Source organism: Billgrantia antri (genome assembly GCF_017868935.1).
In the GTDB taxonomy this organism is placed as follows: Bacteria; Pseudomonadota; Gammaproteobacteria; order Pseudomonadales; family Halomonadaceae; genus Halomonas; species Halomonas antri.
Genome location: NZ_CP053383.1, coordinates 3,969,131 through 3,986,080, shown reverse-complemented (window position 1 = coordinate 3,986,080; position 16,950 = coordinate 3,969,131). Strand labels below are relative to the sequence as shown.

Below are 16,950 nucleotides of genomic sequence, written 5' to 3'. Positions count from 1 at the left end.
TCAGCGGCTCTCTTCTCCCACCGTGACGATGACCCTGACCGCATCCAGCCGCAGTCGTGTGCTATCGATGGCGGCATCCAGTTCGCGACGTTCACGGCGTAGCGCCTCGAGCTCTTCCTCGCGCACCGCCGGGTTGAGTCTTGCCAGCGCCTCCAGGCGGGCCAGCTCGCCGTCAAGCTCCCGACGCATGCGAACTTGAGCGCCCTCGACGATGCTCGGCAGCTCGCGTTCGGCCTCCTGCTCGCCCTGGGTGAGCAGGTCGCGCAACTGGTCGTGACGGCTGCGGATCAGGTCGCGGGCCATGGCCTTCTTGACCTTCTTCAGGTTCTTCGACAGCCCGGTGAAGGAGACCTTGTCGCTGAGCACGGCGCCCGATTCGTCGAGCAGCACGCGCACCGCGGTCGGCGGCAGGAAGCGGTTGACGTGCAGGCGTTTGGGTGCCGGACAGTAAGTGCGAAACACCAGCTCGGCCATCAGTCGCCCGGCGGGTATGGCGGGATGCTTGAGCAGCGCTAGGGCGGTGTTGCCCATGGTGCCGTCGAGGATGCGCCCCATCATCTCGCGCAGCAACGGATGCTCCCAGGAGAGACGCTGCACGTCATCGCGGGCCAGAGCGCGCTCGCGCGACAGGGTGGCGGTGAAGCCCTCCTCGCCCTTGGCCAGGCCGGGCAGGCCGTCGAGCATCTGCGGGCCGGGCTGCAGGTGCAGCAGGCCGCCGCCGAGCTCCTGGCTATCGACACCGAAGATATCCAGCGCCTGGTCGAGGTAGCGCGTCAGCGCCGGGTCGTCGTCGAGCTCACGAATCGCTGCCGCCACCGCCTCGGCACGCGCCGGGCGACAGGCGTTGAGTTCCAGCAGGCGGTTGCGCCCGGCGTCGCGCTGGGCCAGGCGGCTCTCGAATAGCGCCCGGGTCTCGTTGATGACGTCCTCCAGCGCTTCGTCGTCGAGCAGCGCTTCGGCCAGCGCGTCGCCGAAGGCATCGAACAGCTCATTGCCGACGCCGTGGGGCGAGGCGAAGGCGTCCATTCCCTCGCGCAACCAGCGCAGCAGGCGCTCGCCCGGGCTGGCCTCGAACAGCGGCACGTGGATCTCGATGGCGTGGCGCTGGCCGATACGATCGAGCCGGCCGATGCGTTGTTCGAGCTGGTCGGGATGCTGCGGCAGGTCGAACATCACCAGATGACGGCAGAACTGGAAGTTGCGCCCCTCCGAGCCGATCTCGGAGCATACCAGTACCTGGCTGCCTTCCTCCTCGTCGGCGAAAGCGGCGGCCGCGCGGTCGCGCTCGACCAGCGTGAGCCCTTCGTGAAACACCGGGGCGTGGATGCCGCCCAGAACCCGCAGGGCTTCGGCCAGGCCCTGGGCGGTTTCGCGATCATGGGCGATCACTAGCACCTTGTCGCTGGCGAAACCCTGCTCCCCGTCGTCGGCGAGCCGCTCCAGCAGCCAACTCACTCTAGGATCGATCTGCCACCAGGGCTCGGCGTTGAGCGGGTCGTCCGAAAGCGCACGATAGGTGGCATCGGGGTAGATCAGTACGTCGGGGTGGTCGAGTCCGGTCTCGATCAGCAGTTCGTCGAGATAGTCCTCGTCGCGCTCGAGCTTGCGCAGCACGCGGCGGTAGGCCGAAGGCAGCGTTAGTGTTGCCAGGTGCAGGCGGCGTTGGGGAAAGCCGCCCACGTGGCGGCGGCTGTTACGAAACATCACCCGTCCGGTGCCGTGCCGGTCGAGCAACTGCTCGCGCAGCTGATCGCGGGCGCTGGCCTGTTGCTCGGGGCCGCTCTCGGGGTTGGCGAGCACCTTCAGCAGCGCCAGGCTGTCGGGCTCGTCGACTACTGCTGATACGCTGTCGCGCGCGTCGCTGCCGCCTGCGGGAAGGTTCTCCAGGGCGTCGATGGCCTGGGCCACTTCCACATAGTGCTGCTCCTCCTCGCGGAAGGCGTCGAGGCTGTGGTAGCGGTCCGGGTCGAGCAGACGCAAGCGGGCGAAGTGACTCTCGAGCCCCATTTGCTCGGGGGTGGCGGTGAGCAGCAGCACTCCCGGCACGGTCTTCGCGAGGCGCTCGACGCATGCATAACCGGGGCCGGCCTGATCGGCACTCCAGTCGAGGTGGTGCGCTTCATCGACGATCAGCAGATCCCAGTCGCTACTGGCGGCCTGCTCCTGTCGATGCGGATTGGCGAACAGCCATTCCTGGCTGGCCAGGATCAACTGGCCGGACTCGAAGGGGTTGCTCTCGGCCTGGGCCAGGCTCTGCTGCTCGTCGAGCAGGGTCACTTCCAAGGCGAAGCGACGCAGCAGCTCCACCAACCATTGATGCGTCAGGCTCGGCGGGACCAGGATCAGCGCGCGCTGGGCGCGGCCGGTGAGCAGCATGCGATGCAGGATCAGACCGGCCTCGATGGTCTTGCCCAGCCCCACCTCATCGGCCAGCAGCACGCGTGGTGCATGACGCCGGGCCACTTCATCGGCAATGTAGAGCTGGTGAGGAATCAGGTCGATGCGCGGTCCGGCCAGACCCAGCGCCGGGTTCTGTTCGATGCGGTGGTGGTGATGCAGGGTACGGAAGCGCAGGTCGAACCAGTCGTTGCGGTCGACCTGGCCGGTCAGCAGACGGTCGCGAGCCTGGTCGAACTGCATGGTATCGGCCAGGCGTGCCTCCGGCAGTTCGCGCAGTTCGCCCTGTTCGTCCTCGCCGATGTAGACGATCAGACCGTCGACCTCCTTGCTGTCGTCGACGGTCAGGCTCCAGCCTTCGCTCGACTGGATGCGGTCGCCGCTGCCGAAGGCGACTCGGGTGAGAGGTGCCTGACGGCTGCTGTAGGTGCGGGTTTCCTGGCTGGCACCGAACAGCACGGTGACGCTACGCTGATCGCAACTCAGAATGGTGCCCAGGCCCAGATCGGCCTCGCCGTCGCTGATCCAGCGCTGGCCGGGTGAAAAGTCGCTCATGATGCCTCGGTCGATGCGGAAAACGATGCGCATGCTGTCGGCAGAGGCAGCTCCGCCAGCAGCAGGGCGGGCGATTCTAACGCAAAGCTTGTCATGGCTTAAGGCTGGTGGAGAACGCCCGGAAATGGTAGGACGGATCGCCCCCTCGGCTCAATGACGCTCCAGCCAGCCGTTCAGCTGCGCCCGTGACAGCTCTCCCACGTGGCGCTCCACCGCGCGGCCTTCACGGTCGAACAAGAGGGTGGTGGGCAGTCCCGGCGACTCGAAGGTCGACATCATCTGCTGGCGGGGGTCGAGCAGCGGGTAGCGGAAGGCCAGCCCCTGTTCGTCGAGATAGCGCACCACCTGCAGCAGTTCCTCGCCCTGGTTGATCACCACCACTGTGACGTCCTCGCGTTCGCCGGCCTCAGCCAGCAGCGGCATCTCGCGCAGACAGGGCGGGCACCAGGTGGCCCAGAGGTTGACCACCACGCGTTCACCACGCAGGTCCTGCAGGTTGACCGGCTCGCCGTCGAGATTCTCCAGGGAGATGTCGGGCAGCTCGCGCAGCGGCATGTCGCCACCCAACGGGGCCAGGGTGACCAGTACCAGCCATAGCGCCGAGGCGCCGACGGTCAGGCCCATGGCGCCGATCATCGACAGCAGCCGGTCGCGCAGCGCCCAGCCGCTCCAGATCAGCGCCGCGAGCAGTCCCCACAGGCCGTGATAGCCCGGCTGCCACAGCTTGAGCACGTCCAGCGGGGCGGCGGCGTAGGCATCGAGATTCATCGCCACATGACCCAGGCGGGCACCGACCAGCCAGGCCAGCACCAGCCCGTTGAACCAGCGCGAGCGGACCCCGGGGGAGAGCCCCAGCAACAGCCAGGCTGCGAGCAGCAAGAGCAGGGCACAGCCAATGGCATACAGGCGCGGGACGGATATCAGTACGGGGCCCAGGGCGAAGGCGTCCATCGGTTCAGCTCCGAGAAGAGGGGTCGGCGCAAACGGCAAGACCGGGTAGAATCATCCACTTGCATGGGTTGCTGCGTCAGCAGAGCAAGCCTACTGCGCACGGCAAGCACTGTCACCCGGCGGGAGCCTTCATGGCACACAAGTCATTCGATCCTCTGCGCGCCTTGGCCATTGGCAGTCAGGCGTTGGGCTTCATCCTCATCATCACGCTGGAAACGGTGCTGGGTGGCGAGGCTGCCCGACCCTGGCAGGGGGTGACGCTGGCCGCGATGGTCGCCTTTGCGCTGGCCCTGGCGCTGGCGCGACTCTATCGGCGTAACAAGGCGCGCAAGGAGATGGCTCGCCGGCTGGCGGACGACGATGACGAGCCCTGAGCTTAGACGAGCCCGGTGTCTGACGCTGTGCGTCGTGCTGGGCTTCGTACTGCAGGGTTGCGCCGCCGCGCCGGTGCCGCGCGAGCATGGCGCCCCGTTGGCCCCTGCCGAGAGTGAAGCCACGTGGCTGGGTCAGTGGGCGCGATTGAGCGCCTCGCCGCACCCCGGCAAGAGTGGCTTCACCCTGCTCTCCAGCGGCCAGGATGCCTTCAGCTTGCGCGTGTTGCTCAGTGAGCAGGTCGACCGGCGACTCGATATCCAGACCTACCTGATGGGCGACGGGCTGACGACCCGCCTGCTGCTGCACCGCCTGCTGCGTGCCGCCGACAGGGGCGTCGAGGTGCGCCTGTTGATCGACGACATGGGCGCGGTGGGGCAGGGGGCGCAGCTGGCGGCGCTTGCAAGTCATCCCAACATTCAGGTGCGCGTCTACAACGCGATCGGCATCGGTCGCGATACGCTAATTGGTCGTGTGCTGGCTTCGGTGCCACAGGCGACACGCCAGCATCGTCGCATGCACAACAAGCTATGGATCGCTGACGGCGCTCTGGCCATCGTCGGCGGGCGCAATCTGGGCGACGAATACTACAGCGCCAGCGAGCCGCGTAATTTCACCGACCTCGACCTGCTGGTTCTGGGGCCGGTGGTGGAACCGCTGTCGCGCAGCTTCCATCTGTATTGGAATCATGGACTGGCACAGCCTATAGGGCGTTATCACCCCGCCGCTGACGAGGCGTGGCGTGACCTCAAGGCATCGCTCGACGACTGGGTCGAGGCCAACGCCGACTCGCCCTACTTCGCCGACCTTCGCCGCCGCTATGCCGATGCCGAGCAGGAGACGCTGGTAGGAAGACTGCACTGGGGGGAGGGTGTCGCCCTGTGGGATCCGCCTGGCAAGCCGGCCTGGCGTGGACGCCCTGAGCTTGCGCGCACCATGGCTGGCGACCTGCTCGAGCATGCCGGCGAGCCGAGCGATCGGCTGGTGATCGTTTCCGCCTACTTCGTGCCCGGCGAGCGGGGTACGCAGCGATTGCAGCGGTTGGCCGAGACCGGCATCGAGGTCGAGGTCTTCACCAACTCGCTCGAAGCGACCGATGTACCGGTAGTCCACGGTGCCTATCAGGTTCGTCGAGGCGCGCTGCTCGACAGCGGCGTTGCGCTCTACGAGATGCGTGCCGAGAGCGAGCCCGACAATGATGGGTTCGGCGTGGGCTCCTCAGCCTCCGCCCTGCATATCAAGGCGCTCGCCATCGATGACGATCGCGTGTTCGTCGGCTCGGCCAACGCCGACCCGCGCTCGGTGTGGTGGAATACCGAGGTCGGTGTGCTCGCCACCAGTTCCGGCCTTGCCGGCGAACTGCAGGCACTGGTGGAGACTGGCAAGGCGCCAGCGCTGAGCTACCGGGTCGAGCGGGATGACCAGGGACGACTCACCTGGCAGACCATGCAGCAGGGGGAGACGGTTTCGCTCGTGCGGGAGCCCGGCGGTTTCTGGCGCCGCCTGGGAGCCAGGCTGGGCAGGATCGGCTGGCTGGAGCCATGGCTGTAGCGGTGCCAGGTTCAGGGGGAGCTGTCGGCGACGCCAACGCGGTTGCGCCCCGCCCGTTTGGCCCGGTACAGCGCGCCATCGGCACGCGCCAGCATCTCGTCGGGGCTTTCGCCTCGGTGGTATTCGGCAATGCCCAGACTGATGGTGACGGCCAGCCCATGCAGGCGGGTCTCGGCCACCTGCTGGCGCAGGCGCTCGGCAAACGTTGAGGCCCCGCTGGCGGAAGTATCCTGAAGCAGGACGGCAAACTCCTCGCCGCCCCAGCGCGCCAGCAGATCGGTGCTGCGCAGGGTCTGACTCACCAGCGTGGCGAGGCGCTTGAGGATAACATCGCCAGTCTCGTGGCCGTGCTGGTCATTGACCGACTTGAACCGGTCGATATCGAACAGCAGAAGCGAGAAAGTGTTGTCGCTGCGTTCGGCTTGGCGAATCGCCTTGCGCATGGCGGTGTCGAAGGCACGACGGTTGTGCGCGCCGGTCAGATGGTCGCGGGTGGCCTGCTGCTCCAGCTCCTCCTCGAGGCGCTTGCGTTCGGCGATGTTGTGGAAGACGGCGATGTAGTGGCGTACCTTTCCCGCCTCGTCGGACACGGCCGTGATCGATTGCCACAGCGGATAGATCTCGCCGTATTTGTTGCGGTTCCAGATCTCGCCCTGCCAGTGGCCGGTCTCGAGCACCTCTTGCCATAGCTGGGCATAGAAGGCCTTGTCGTGCCGACCCGACTTGAACAGGCGTGGCGTGTGGCCAATGACCTCTTCCGGCAGGTAGCCGGTGATGTCGGTAAAGGCCTGGTTGACCCGCTCGATGCGCATCTCGGGGTCGGTGATCAGGGTCGCCTGACCGGTCTGGAACACGCTGGCGAGCAGCCGCAGCTCCTCTTCCTGGCGCTTGCGCTCGGTGATGTCCTCCTTGACCGCCACGAAGCGCACGATCTGCCCTGAATCGTCGCGTACCGGCGTGATGGTCTCGGCTTCCCAGTAGAGTTCGCCGCTCTTCTTGCGGTTCTGCAGCTCGCCGCGCCATACCTGGCCGCTGCGCAGGGTCTGCCACAGGTCCCGATAGACGATGTCGGGCGTCAACCCCGAGCGAATCATGGCCGGCGTCTTGCCGATCAGCTCTTCACGCGAGTAGCCGGTTACCTCGAGGAAGCGGCGGTTGACATACTCGATGCGTCCTTCGGTATCGGTGATGGCGGTGGCGGCCGGGCTCTGTTCCACGGCGATGTAGAGTTGATAGAACTTGGCTCGCAGCGTGTCGATGTCACTGCTGCTGTGGGGGCCAGCCATGGCCGCGGCGACGCCGGCGCTACCATGCGCAGTCTCGAGCTCGCTGATCGTCACGAGCGCCTCCCTACGAGTGGGACTTGTTCTGGGGCAAGTCTCTTTTGGATATGCTTGTATGCGGGCCATAAAAGTGTCTATGGCGATCCGACCGCGCAGCATAGCGTCTTTTCTCGGCACGTTCACGCCAAAGTTGGCGGTATCAGGCTAAAGGAGGGGCGGCGTTCCGGCCGAGGCTGCGCCAGCGTCAACACAGGAAAACATTGTCGATCCTGCGCTGCAGCGAGATCGCCGCTTCGTCTGCCGGCTGCGGTTCGTGCATGTAGAAGCCTTGGACCTGATCGCAGGCATGGCGACGCAGGTAGGCTATCTGTTCCGCCGACTCCACGCCCTCGGCCACGACCGTCAGGCCCAGTCGCTTGCCGAGATCGATGATGGCCTCGGTCAGGCTCCTATCCCCGGCATTGTCGAGGAGGTCGTGAATGAATGAGCCGTCGATCTTGATGGTGTCGAGAGGCAGGGCCTGCAGCTTGGAGAGCGACGAATAGCCGGTGCCGAAATCGTCGATGGCGATGCGCACGCCGATGGTCCGTAGCTCCTGCAGCACGCGCACCGCTCTTGGCATGTCCACCATCATCATGCTCTCGGTGATTTCCACCTCGAGCAGTTGCGGAGGCATCCCGGTGGCCTGCAGCGCGCTCTTGATATCTCCCGGCAGGCCGTCATCGAGGAACTGTCGAGCCGATAGGTTGACTGCCATGCTCAGCGCCGGGAAGCCGGCCTGCTGCCAGGCGATATTCTGTCGGCAGGCGGTATGGATGACCCAGCGGCCGATGGGGATGATCAGGCCATTCTCTTCGGCCAACGGGATGAACTGCTTGGGCAGGATCAGGCCGAGCTCCGGATGTTGCCAGCGCAGTAGGGCCTCCATGCCGATGACGCGGCCGGTCGCCATGTCGAGCTTCGACTGGTAGTAAAGCCGGAATTCCCGACGCTCCAGCGCCTTGCGCAGGCTCGACTCGAGTGCCAGGCGCTCCAAGGAGTCGGACTTGAGCTGTTCGGAGTAGAACTGGGCATTGTTCTTTCCCTCTTCCTTGGCGTGGTACATGGCCACGTCGGCGTGCTTCATCAGGGTTTGCTCATCTTCCCCGTCCGCGGGATACAGGGCGATGCCGATGCTCACCGTGATGCGAAACTCCTGGCCGGCCAGGGTGAAGGGAGCGCTGATCGCGGCGAGGATCTTGTTGGCCACCTGATGAACCTGCTCCTGATCATGAATTTCAGGAAGCAGGACGACGAACTCATCGCCGCCGAGGCGGGCGACCGTATCGCTTTCTCGCACCGCGCGCCCGAGTCGGCGACTGACTTCTTGCAACAGCTCATCGCCCGCATCGTGGCCGAGGGAGTCGTTGATCGCCTTGAACCGGTCGAGATCGAGAAACAGCAGCGCCAGGTGCTTGTCGTAGCGTCGGGCATGCTGCATGCCGTGCGTCAGCAGGCGGCTGAAGTATGCCCGGTTCGGCAGTTCCGTCAGGTTGTCATGAAAGGCCAGGTATTCGGCGCGGCGGGCGTGGTCCAGACGCTCTTCGAGCACGCTGGCCTGTGCCCGGCGAAGCTTCCAGCTGAGACGGCCGAGCATCGTCAGCACGACGAGAAAGGCGAGCGTGACCAGCAGGGCGCGCCAGTAGTAGTCACGCTGCAGGGCGGAGGCAGCGGCCATCTGCTCGCTCCGGGAGAGTCCAACGACGATGGCGACCGGAAACTCGAACAAGGCTCTGGCCACGAGGTAGCGGTGCACGTCGTCCCACTCGTTCACCCTGAGCTGGGCAGGATCACCGAGTGCGCCACTGCCATTCACGAGGTTGGCGTAGTCGACCGGCTCGCCGGTGTGGATGGTGTCGCCAGTGCGGCGCACCAGGAATGTGTCTTCCTCGCCCGCCACGGCCAGCACCCCCTGCACGCCCAGCGTATCCAGCTCGTAGCCGCTGACGAAATGCGCCGCGCTCACCAGTACCGAGACGACTGCCGGGGCGGGCTCATCGGCTGTCGTCAGGCGCCGGCTGAAGGCAAGCTGACTGTCCGCTCCGCTCGCCTGCTGCCGCGGCAACGCCACCTGCATGCCCTCTCCTTCGGCAGCGGTGATGACGCTCTGCGGCGCCGAGGAGGGGTGCGTGCTGGCGATGACGTTGCCTGCGGCATCGCTGATGCGAACCTCGAACAGCAAGGTGGGCGGGAGCATGCCTTGCTGGCCCAGCTCATCAAGAACGCGCTGTGGAGGGCGTTCGTCGAGACTGTAGCGTACCAGCTTGAGCGTGGTGTCGATCTCGCGCAGTGCTCGCACGACCTGGGCCTCATAGGTTTCGGCCAGGTCGGCCGTCAACGCCGCGGCCCGTTGCTCGGCGGCCGTGTACTCCCGTTCGACGAGATCGAGCGTCACCAACCAGATGGCGGTCAGCGTCAGCAGCGCCAGACCCGGGAACAGTACGCCGGGCTCGACGAGCTGGTGCAGCCAGTGCCGCCGGGAGGCGTCCGCCGCCGGTGGGTGTGGCGTTGGCTCAGTCAATGGTCACCACCCGCAGACGCTCGTCGATGTGGACGTCGTCCAGGTAACCGATGGCGTCGGCATGCGCCGCCACAAAGTCGACCATGGCGCGGTCGCCTGCCAGGCTGCGCGGTGGCTGGCCGCGTCCGGTGAATATCAGGCGCGACCAGTGCATCTTGACCTGAGTGGGCGTCTGGCCTAGATATTCGCGGTAGAAGGTTGCGTAGATCGGAGAGCTCTCGCCTTGGTCCAATGGCGTGGCTGGCTGACCATTGGGAAAGCGGCTGGTACGGCCCAGGTAGATGTCGGCCAGTTCGCTTCGGGTAAGCGTGACGAGCGGATTGTGTGCAGAAACCACCACCACCACCTCGGCCCAGGCCATGCTCGATGCCAGTGAAAATAGTAGGCCACAGCCAGTTCGCTTGAGTCGTGAAGGCATCCTTGTCTCCTCAGAACACGAAGTCGAGCGCAAGGCTGAACAAGTTGACCGAACCGCCGGGATCGAAGCCTGGCTGTGAGTTGACCAGGTAGCCGCGTGATCCCCCCTCATGATTCATGTGGTCGAACTGGGCCTTGATGGCCATGCTGCTGCTGAAGTCCCAGCGCAAGCCGAGCGAGATGCTCTTCTGCTGTGGTTGCCCCTGAAGCAGAGAGTTGAGCATCGCATCCAGTGCTTCGCTGCCGGGCTGTGAAAGGCCTGGAGTGGACGTCTGGCTGTGAATGCGCTGATTGGCATATGTCAGATAGGGCGTGAAGGCGCCCAAACGGTAGCCGCCGGAAATGTACCAGCCGCGGTTATCCGCCAGAAAAGTGCGGCTGCTGGTCTGGGCCCATTCGCCCATCACGAACCAGTTGCCGGGATCGTAGCGAGCACCCAGGCTGATCACTTCAAATGACTTGTCATCGACATTGTAGCGATCGGCAATGGCATCGCCTTCAGGGCCAAACATTCGGAACACATCGAATAGCGGGTTGAAGTCTTCAATGCTCAGGCGGTAATGGCTGTAGGCAGCAAAGACGCTGAGATTGCCCTGCTCCACGACATTGCTGATTGTCAGCCCTTCCCGGGCGCGTGCCTCGGCCGTGGCTCGATTCCCTGTATTGTCGATATAGGGAAAGGTGGTATCACTTTGCCCATAGGTGGCCCGAAGCGTGCTGGTGGCGCTTGCGATACGGGAGCGGTAGCTGACGTCCAGGCCATCAATGCTGGAAACCGGTATGGTGCGATAGACTTCCAATGGCGGGCGCACCCAGGGCGTCGCATAGCCTACCTTGCGATACTCCGAATTCATGAAGACCGGAAGGATGACGCGGCCGACTCTCAGGCTAAGCTCGGGCGTCACATCGAAATTGATGTTGGCCCACTCTATTGCCGGCCTGAACTGGCCATCGTACTGCTGCTCGGTGACGATCTGCACCACGCTCGAGAGGCGGGGCGTAAGGTTGGCGGTAAGCTGCAGGCCCAGTCGGCTGTCGACCTCGGCGCTCCAGTCACTGGTATGGCCAGCCCCCCTGGGCATTAGCATGCTCGAAACGAAATCCGCCTGGTCCTCGTCGGAATGCACCACGCCAAGCGTGCCGAAGCCATTCAAGGACAGCGAGGGAGTGTTCGCTTGTGCTGCAAGGGGAAGCCCGCAAGTCAGCATCAGCAAGATGAAGGCGATAAGAACTGGCTTTCTCTGCATTAGAAGGTCCACAGGCGTGGGCGATGGTGTATGGCCGCCCCTCTAGAGGTAGCGGAAAGGCGGGCCTAATGATCGACCTTACGGGCAGGAGATGTGTGTCTCTGCGTTCCAGACGACTATCGGCAGGAGATCGAAAGACTTGAGGTTAGGAGCGTGAGCTGGCGTCAGACTTACGCCTGTCCTGGCAACGAAAAACCGCCACCCGGTATGATCCGTAAGTGGCGGTTTTGCTGAATTCTTTGGTCGGAGTAGCAGGATTCGAACCTACGACCTCTGCCTCCCGAAGGCAGCGCTCTACCAAGCTGAGCTATACTCCGTTGCTGCACACGAGCCGTCTCGGAGGACCGCTCGATGCCGGCGCCGCTGGTGCCGACGGATGGGCATTATACGCAAAACCCTCGTCCTTGCAAGCCCCGCGACGGCGCCGGTGCGACGTTCAGTTCTGGCGTTCCACGGCGAGCTTGGCCAGTTCGGCCAGGCTGTCGCGATAGCGGCTGGGGGGGAGTAGATCCAGCTGCTCCAGCGCCTTGGCCGACATCTCCTCGGCGCGTGCGCGGGTATAGTCCAGTGCGCCGGTGTCGCGCACGATAGCGAGCACTTCGTCCAACTGGTCGAGTCCGCCCTGGCGAATGGCTTGGCGGATCGTCTTGGCCTGGTCGGGGGTGCCGGCGGCCATTGCCTGGATCAGCGGCAGGGTGGGCTTGCCCTCGGCCAAGTCGTCACCCACGTTCTTGCCCATGGCCTCGGCGTCGCCCTGGTAGTCGAGCAGGTCGTCGACGAGCTGGAACGCCAGGCCCAGATAGCGACCGTAGTACCGTAGCGCCGCTTCCTGCTGCGGTTCGGCCCCGGCCAGGATGGCGCCGCTGTGGGTGGCGGCTTCGAACAGCATGGCGGTCTTGCCCTGGATGGTCTCGAAGTAGACCGCCTCGTCGATGTCGGGGTTGCCCACGTTGGTCAGCTGCTGCACCTCGCCCTCGGCAATCACGCAGGTGGCGCTGGAGAGCACGTCCATGATCCTGAGCGAGCCGATTTCCACCATCATCTGGAAGGAGCGCGAATAGAGGTAGTCGCCCACCAGAACCGAGGGGGCGTTGCCCCAGGCGTCGTTTGCGGTGGCGCGTCCGCGGCGCATGTGGGATTCGTCGACCACGTCGTCGTGCAGCAGCGTCGAGGTGTGCATGAACTCGATCAGTGTGGCCAGCGAGATGTGCTTGTCGCCCTGATAGCCCAGTGCGCGGGCCGCGAGCAGGACCAGCAGTGGGCGCAGACGCTTGCCGCCGCTGGCAATGATGTATTGGCCGATGGTTTCCACCAGCGGCACGCGCGAGGCCAGCTGTTCCATGATGGTGCGGTTGACCGCGGCGAAATCGTCGGCAACTGCCGCATGGAGCGACGAGGCGGAGGCGTTGCTGTCGGTCGAGCTGGTTGAAGCGTTGGCAGGCATGGGGCGATATCATCGGGCTGTTGGGCCCGAATGCCGGAGAGTGGCGGTGGGCCTAGAGTTGCGGGTCATGCTATGGCCCCCCCAGTGGGGCGTCAAGCGGTGCCGCGGTGTGCCTTGATATGGCGCGGCGTCGGAGTGAAGGTAAGGGCGGCGGCGGCTTGAACGCTACGCGGGCCGCGGTTATAATGCGCGGCCCACTCATCACGCTCCCTGTCAGATGGCTGCCGAAAGGGGCGCCACTCGAAGCAGGCCGATGAAGAGCCAACCCCGATGAGTTCTGGAGAGATACGCACATGTACGCAGTAATCAAGAGCGGTGGCAAGCAGTACCGCGTTCAGGAAGGCCAGACGCTCAAGCTTGAGAAGCTCGAGATTCCGACCGGCGAAACCGTCGAGTTCGACCAGGTGCTGCTGGTGGCCGATGGCGATGACGTGACCGTTGGCGCTCCGCTGGTCGAAGGTGCCAAGGTGGCTGCCGAGATCGTCTCTCACGGGCGTGGCGAGAAGATCCGCATCATCAAGTTCCGTCGTCGCAAGCACCACATGAAGCGTCAGGGCCACCGTCAGTGGTTCACTGAAGTCAAGATCACCGGGATTTCCGCCTAAGCGGCTTCCCCTTAACGAGCGAGGACTTTGCAATGGCTCATAAGAAGGCAGCCGGCTCTACCCGTAACGGCCGCGATTCAGAATCCAAACGCCTTGGTGTCAAGCTGTATGGCGGCCAGGCCGTCACCGCCGGCAACATCATCGTGCGCCAGCGTGGCACCCGCTTCCACGCCGGTACCGGCGTCGGTGTCGGCCGCGACCACACCCTGTTCGCCCTGAGCGACGGCGTGATCAAGTTCGAGACCAAGGGTCCGAAGAACCGCAAGTTCGTCAGCGTCGTCTCTGCCTGAGAACGCCCGAACCGGTAGTAGGAAGGCCCCGCTCAGGCGGGGCCTTCTTGTATCATGACGGTAGCATCCGTCGGGAGAGTCACAATGCAGTTCGTCGACGAAGCCTCGATCATCGTGGAGGCCGGCAGGGGTGGTAACGGTTGCCTGAGTTTCCGCCGTGAGAAGTACGTGCCCAAGGGTGGTCCCGATGGCGGCGACGGCGGGCATGGCGGCAGCGTCTACTTGGTCGGCGATGACGCCCTCAACACCCTGATCGATTTCAAGTACCAGCGCTTCTACCAGGCCGAGAGCGGTCGCCCCGGCCAGGGGCGTCAGATGAGTGGCCGGGCCGGCAGCGATCTGGTGGTCAAGGTGCCGGTGGGTACCACGGTGATCGACGAGGACACCCTCGAAGTGATCGCCGACATCACCGAGATCGGCCAGCAGGTGCTGGTGGCCCAGGGCGGTCGCCGCGGGCTCGGCAATATTCACTTCAAGTCATCGACCAACCGCGCGCCGCGCAAGACCACGCCCGGTACCGACGGCGAGCGGCGCAGCCTGCGCCTGGAGATGAAGGTGATGGCCGACGTCGGCCTGCTGGGTATGCCCAATGCCGGTAAGTCGACCCTGATCCGCTCGGTGTCCGCGGCCAAGCCCAAGGTGGCCGACTATCCGTTCACCACGCTGGTGCCCAACCTCGGAGTGGTGAAGCTGGGCATGCATGAGCACTTCGTGATGGCCGACGTGCCAGGCCTGATCGAGGGCGCATCGGACGGAGCCGGCCTGGGCCTGCGCTTCCTCAAGCACCTGACGCGTACCCGTTTGCTGTTCCACGTGGTCGATGTGGCGCCGTTCGACGAGTCGGACCCGGTCGAGGTCGCGCGTGCCATCGCCCATGAGCTCGAGCAGTTCTCGCCGACCCTGGCCGAGCGCCCGCGCTGGCTGGTGCTCAACAAGCTCGATCTGGTGCCGGAGGAGGAGCGTGAAGCGCGAGTCGCCGCCATCGTCGAAGGCCTTGCCTGGGAGGGGCCGGTCTATCGCATTTCGGCGATCAGCGGCGAGGGCACCGATGACCTGGTGCAGGCGGCGCACCGCTGGCTGACCGAGCAGCGCCGGTTGGAAAACGAGGACGAGGAGGCCGCCGAGCGCGAGCATGAGATGCGCGAACGCATGGAGGCCGAGGCGGTGGCGCGCACCGAAGCGCGCCTGGGTCGTCGGCGCAAGCGCAGCGATCAGGACGAAGATGACGATGATTTCGACGATGATGACTATGACGTCGAGGTCGAATACGCTCCTTGAGATAACAACTGGCTGCGCTCGGCCATACGGCGTTAAAAATTGACTTAGAATACTCATTTACAGCTTGTAAACTCCGTTTCTTCGTCAGTTTTTTCCTTGTCTGGCCGTCGCTCGCTCAGTTGCGCTATCGAGGTTGCGCTGAGATAGCGGTTTTTTGCTGGATGGGAGAGTAGGGTGTGAACGAGCAGCGGGTTCCGGGTCGCGATGCGCTGCGTGGCGCTCGCCGGGTGGTGGTGAAGATCGGCAGTGCGCTGCTGACCAACGACGGGCGCGGGCTCGACGAGGCGGCGATTGGCGGCTGGGTCGACCAGATCGCGGCGCTGCATCACCAGGGGGTCGAGGTGGTGCTGGTATCGTCGGGTGCCGTGGCGGCCGGCATGGTGAGGCTGGGCTGGCAGGTCCGACCTTCGGCGGTACATGAGCTGCAGGCCGCTGCTGCGGTGGGGCAGAACGGCCTGACACAGTGCTACGAACATCACTTTGCGCGCCATGGGCTACTGACTGCCCAGGTGCTGCTGACCCATGACGACCTCTCCAACCGCAAGCGCTACCTCAATGCTCGTTCGGCGCTGCGCACCTTGGTCGATCTGCGCGTGGTGCCGGTGATCAACGAGAACGATACCGTGGTCACCGACGAGATCCGCTTCGGCGACAACGACACCCTCGGTGCGCTGGTTGCCAACCTGCTCGAGGCCGAGGCGCTGGTGATCCTTACTGACCAGGAGGGACTGTTCGATGCCGACCCGCGCCACAACCCGGCGGCAACGCTGATCCGTGAAGGCCGTGCCGATGACCCGGCGCTGGCGGCGGTGGCCGGCGGCGGCGGCGCGCTGGGCCGTGGTGGGATGACCACCAAGGTCCAGGCGGCGCGCCTGGCGGCCCGCTCCGGTGCCGTCACGGCAATTGCCAGCGGGCGTCAGCCCGCGGTGCTGACCCGGTTGATCGAGGGCGAGCGCCTGGGTACGCTGCTGTGCCCGGAAGAGGCGCCGATGGCGGCGCGCAAGCGCTGGCTGGCGGGGCAGCTGCAGGTGCGTGGCAGCCTGACGCTGGATGCCGGCGCGGTCAAGGTGCTGCGTGGCAGCGGATCGAGCCTGCTGGCGGTAGGTGTCAAGGCGCTGTCTGGCGACTTCGTGCGCGGCGACATGGTGCTGTGTCTCGACGAGCAGGGCGAGCGCATCGCCAAGGGGCTGGTCAACTACGGTGCCGATGAGGCCCGCCGTATTCTGGGCCAGCCGAGCCACCAGATCGAGGCAATTCTGGGCTACATGGAGGCGCCCGAGCTGATTCACCGCGACAACCTCGTCGTGCTGTGAGTCAGTATCCATGGGGCCTGTAGCATGACGCCGGCTACCTGTGGTAGGATGCGCCATCCTCTCAGACACGGCCCGTCGACAACCTTCGGGTTGAGGCCATGGCCAGACCGGCTGGGAAGTGAAATTTCCAGGCCGGACAAATCGTTATCGATGCCGCCCCCGATCGGGCGGTGTTAAAGTTTTCCAGGAGATTGTCAGTGGCAAACAGCAAGCAAGCCCGCAAGCGTGCCCGTCAGGCGGAAGGCCGTCGTGTTCTGAAGGCGAGCCAGCGCGCCATGGTGCGTACCTATGTGAAGCGCGTCATCAAGGCCATCAACGGTGGCGACCACGCTACCGCCATGACCGAGTTCCAGAAGGCGCAGCCGGTCATCGACCGTATCGCTGACAAGGACGTGCTCTCCAAGAAGAAGGCAGCACGCCTGAAGAGCCGCCTGAACGCGCGAATTAAGGCGCTGGCTGCGTAAAGCCGGACGCCTAGGAGACATCGCGAACGTTGGTCACTCATGCCTGCGCATCGCGAACTCTTGAAAAAACCGGCTTAGGCCGGTTTTTTTGTGCCTGCCAAGCGGGTGATCCGCATCGAACGAGCCTGACGAGGAAAGCAGAAGGTGACGGAACGCGAGCAGTTGCCCAAGCCCGGGGAAGCGACGCCACTCACGGTGGCCGATGACGACCGGGCCGTTGCTC

14 protein-coding genes and 1 tRNA gene are annotated in these 16,950 nt (G+C 64.8%); 7 read left to right on the top strand and 8 right to left on the bottom strand.

The window, feature by feature from the left end; translation table 11 throughout:
• A complete protein-coding gene (gene rapA / locus HNO53_RS18455; protein WP_209474163.1) occupies positions 1-2,952 on the bottom strand; it encodes an RNA polymerase-associated protein RapA in 2,952 nt (983 codons plus the stop codon).
• Positions 2,953-3,102: 150 nt separating this feature from the next.
• Positions 3,103-3,903 carry a TlpA disulfide reductase family protein gene (locus HNO53_RS18450; RefSeq protein ID WP_209474161.1) on the bottom strand — a complete coding sequence of 267 codons (801 nt, stop codon included), beginning with the start codon at positions 3,901-3,903 and terminating at the stop codon, positions 3,103-3,105.
• Positions 3,904-4,034: 131 nt separating this feature from the next.
• Here HNO53_RS18450 and HNO53_RS18445 point away from each other — a divergent pair, with 131 nt between their 5' ends.
• The gene (locus HNO53_RS18445; protein WP_209474159.1) at positions 4,035-4,277 is read left to right on the top strand and encodes a hypothetical protein; all 243 of its coding nucleotides are present in this window, start codon (positions 4,035-4,037) and stop codon (positions 4,275-4,277) included.
• A gap of 34 nt (positions 4,278-4,311) precedes the next feature.
• Positions 4,312-5,826, top strand: coding sequence for a phospholipase D family protein (locus tag HNO53_RS18440; protein WP_242597470.1), 1,515 nt, complete (start codon positions 4,312-4,314; stop codon positions 5,824-5,826).
• 11 nt (positions 5,827-5,837) lie between these two features.
• Here the strand turns inward: HNO53_RS18440 and HNO53_RS18435 are convergent, their stop codons facing one another.
• The 6 genes from HNO53_RS18435 to ispB all read right to left on the bottom strand — a co-directional run bounded on the left by HNO53_RS18435 (position 5,838) and on the right by ispB (position 12,777).
• Positions 5,838-7,166 (bottom strand): GGDEF domain-containing protein, encoded by a 1,329-nt coding sequence (locus tag HNO53_RS18435; RefSeq protein ID WP_242597469.1) that lies wholly within the window; start codon positions 7,164-7,166, stop codon positions 5,838-5,840.
• Positions 7,167-7,353: 187 nt separating this feature from the next.
• Positions 7,354-9,669, bottom strand: coding sequence for a putative bifunctional diguanylate cyclase/phosphodiesterase (locus HNO53_RS18430; protein ID WP_209474157.1), 2,316 nt, complete (start codon positions 9,667-9,669; stop codon positions 7,354-7,356).
• Positions 9,662-10,087 (bottom strand): type 2 periplasmic-binding domain-containing protein, encoded by a 426-nt coding sequence (locus HNO53_RS18425; protein ID WP_209474155.1) that lies wholly within the window; start codon positions 10,085-10,087, stop codon positions 9,662-9,664. The genes HNO53_RS18430 and HNO53_RS18425 overlap by 8 nt, the downstream gene beginning before the upstream one ends.
• Positions 10,088-10,097: 10 nt before the next feature.
• Positions 10,098-11,333: a porin gene (locus HNO53_RS18420; protein WP_209474153.1), complete on the bottom strand. Its 1,236-nt coding sequence runs from the start codon at positions 11,331-11,333 to the stop codon at positions 10,098-10,100.
• Positions 11,334-11,573: 240 nt separating this feature from the next.
• A tRNA-Pro gene (locus tag HNO53_RS18415) sits at positions 11,574-11,650 on the bottom strand.
• 119 nt (positions 11,651-11,769) lie between these two features.
• Positions 11,770-12,777, bottom strand: coding sequence for an octaprenyl diphosphate synthase (gene ispB, locus HNO53_RS18410; protein ID WP_209474151.1), 1,008 nt, complete (start codon positions 12,775-12,777; stop codon positions 11,770-11,772).
• 293 nt (positions 12,778-13,070) lie between these two features.
• On the opposite strand from ispB, the gene rplU reads away from it, so the two are divergent.
• The 5 genes from rplU to rpsT all read left to right on the top strand — a co-directional run bounded on the left by rplU (position 13,071) and on the right by rpsT (position 16,727).
• The gene (gene rplU, locus HNO53_RS18405; protein WP_209474149.1) at positions 13,071-13,382 is read left to right on the top strand and encodes a 50S ribosomal protein L21; all 312 of its coding nucleotides are present in this window, start codon (positions 13,071-13,073) and stop codon (positions 13,380-13,382) included.
• A 32-nt stretch (positions 13,383-13,414) separates the two neighbouring features.
• Positions 13,415-13,672 (top strand): 50S ribosomal protein L27, encoded by a 258-nt coding sequence (rpmA, locus tag HNO53_RS18400; RefSeq protein ID WP_111413374.1) that lies wholly within the window; start codon positions 13,415-13,417, stop codon positions 13,670-13,672.
• Positions 13,673-13,756: 84 nt separating this feature from the next.
• Complete coding sequence (gene cgtA, locus HNO53_RS18395) at positions 13,757-14,950, top strand: Obg family GTPase CgtA (RefSeq protein WP_209474147.1); 1,194 nt, start codon at positions 13,757-13,759, stop codon at positions 14,948-14,950.
• A gap of 176 nt (positions 14,951-15,126) precedes the next feature.
• Complete coding sequence (gene proB / locus HNO53_RS18390; RefSeq protein WP_209474145.1) at positions 15,127-16,263, top strand: glutamate 5-kinase; 1,137 nt, start codon at positions 15,127-15,129, stop codon at positions 16,261-16,263.
• Between the two features lie 197 nt (positions 16,264-16,460).
• Positions 16,461-16,727, top strand: a complete 267-nt coding sequence (gene rpsT / locus HNO53_RS18385) for a 30S ribosomal protein S20 (protein ID WP_209474143.1) — start codon at positions 16,461-16,463, stop codon at positions 16,725-16,727.
• Positions 16,728-16,950 lie beyond the last annotated feature (223 nt).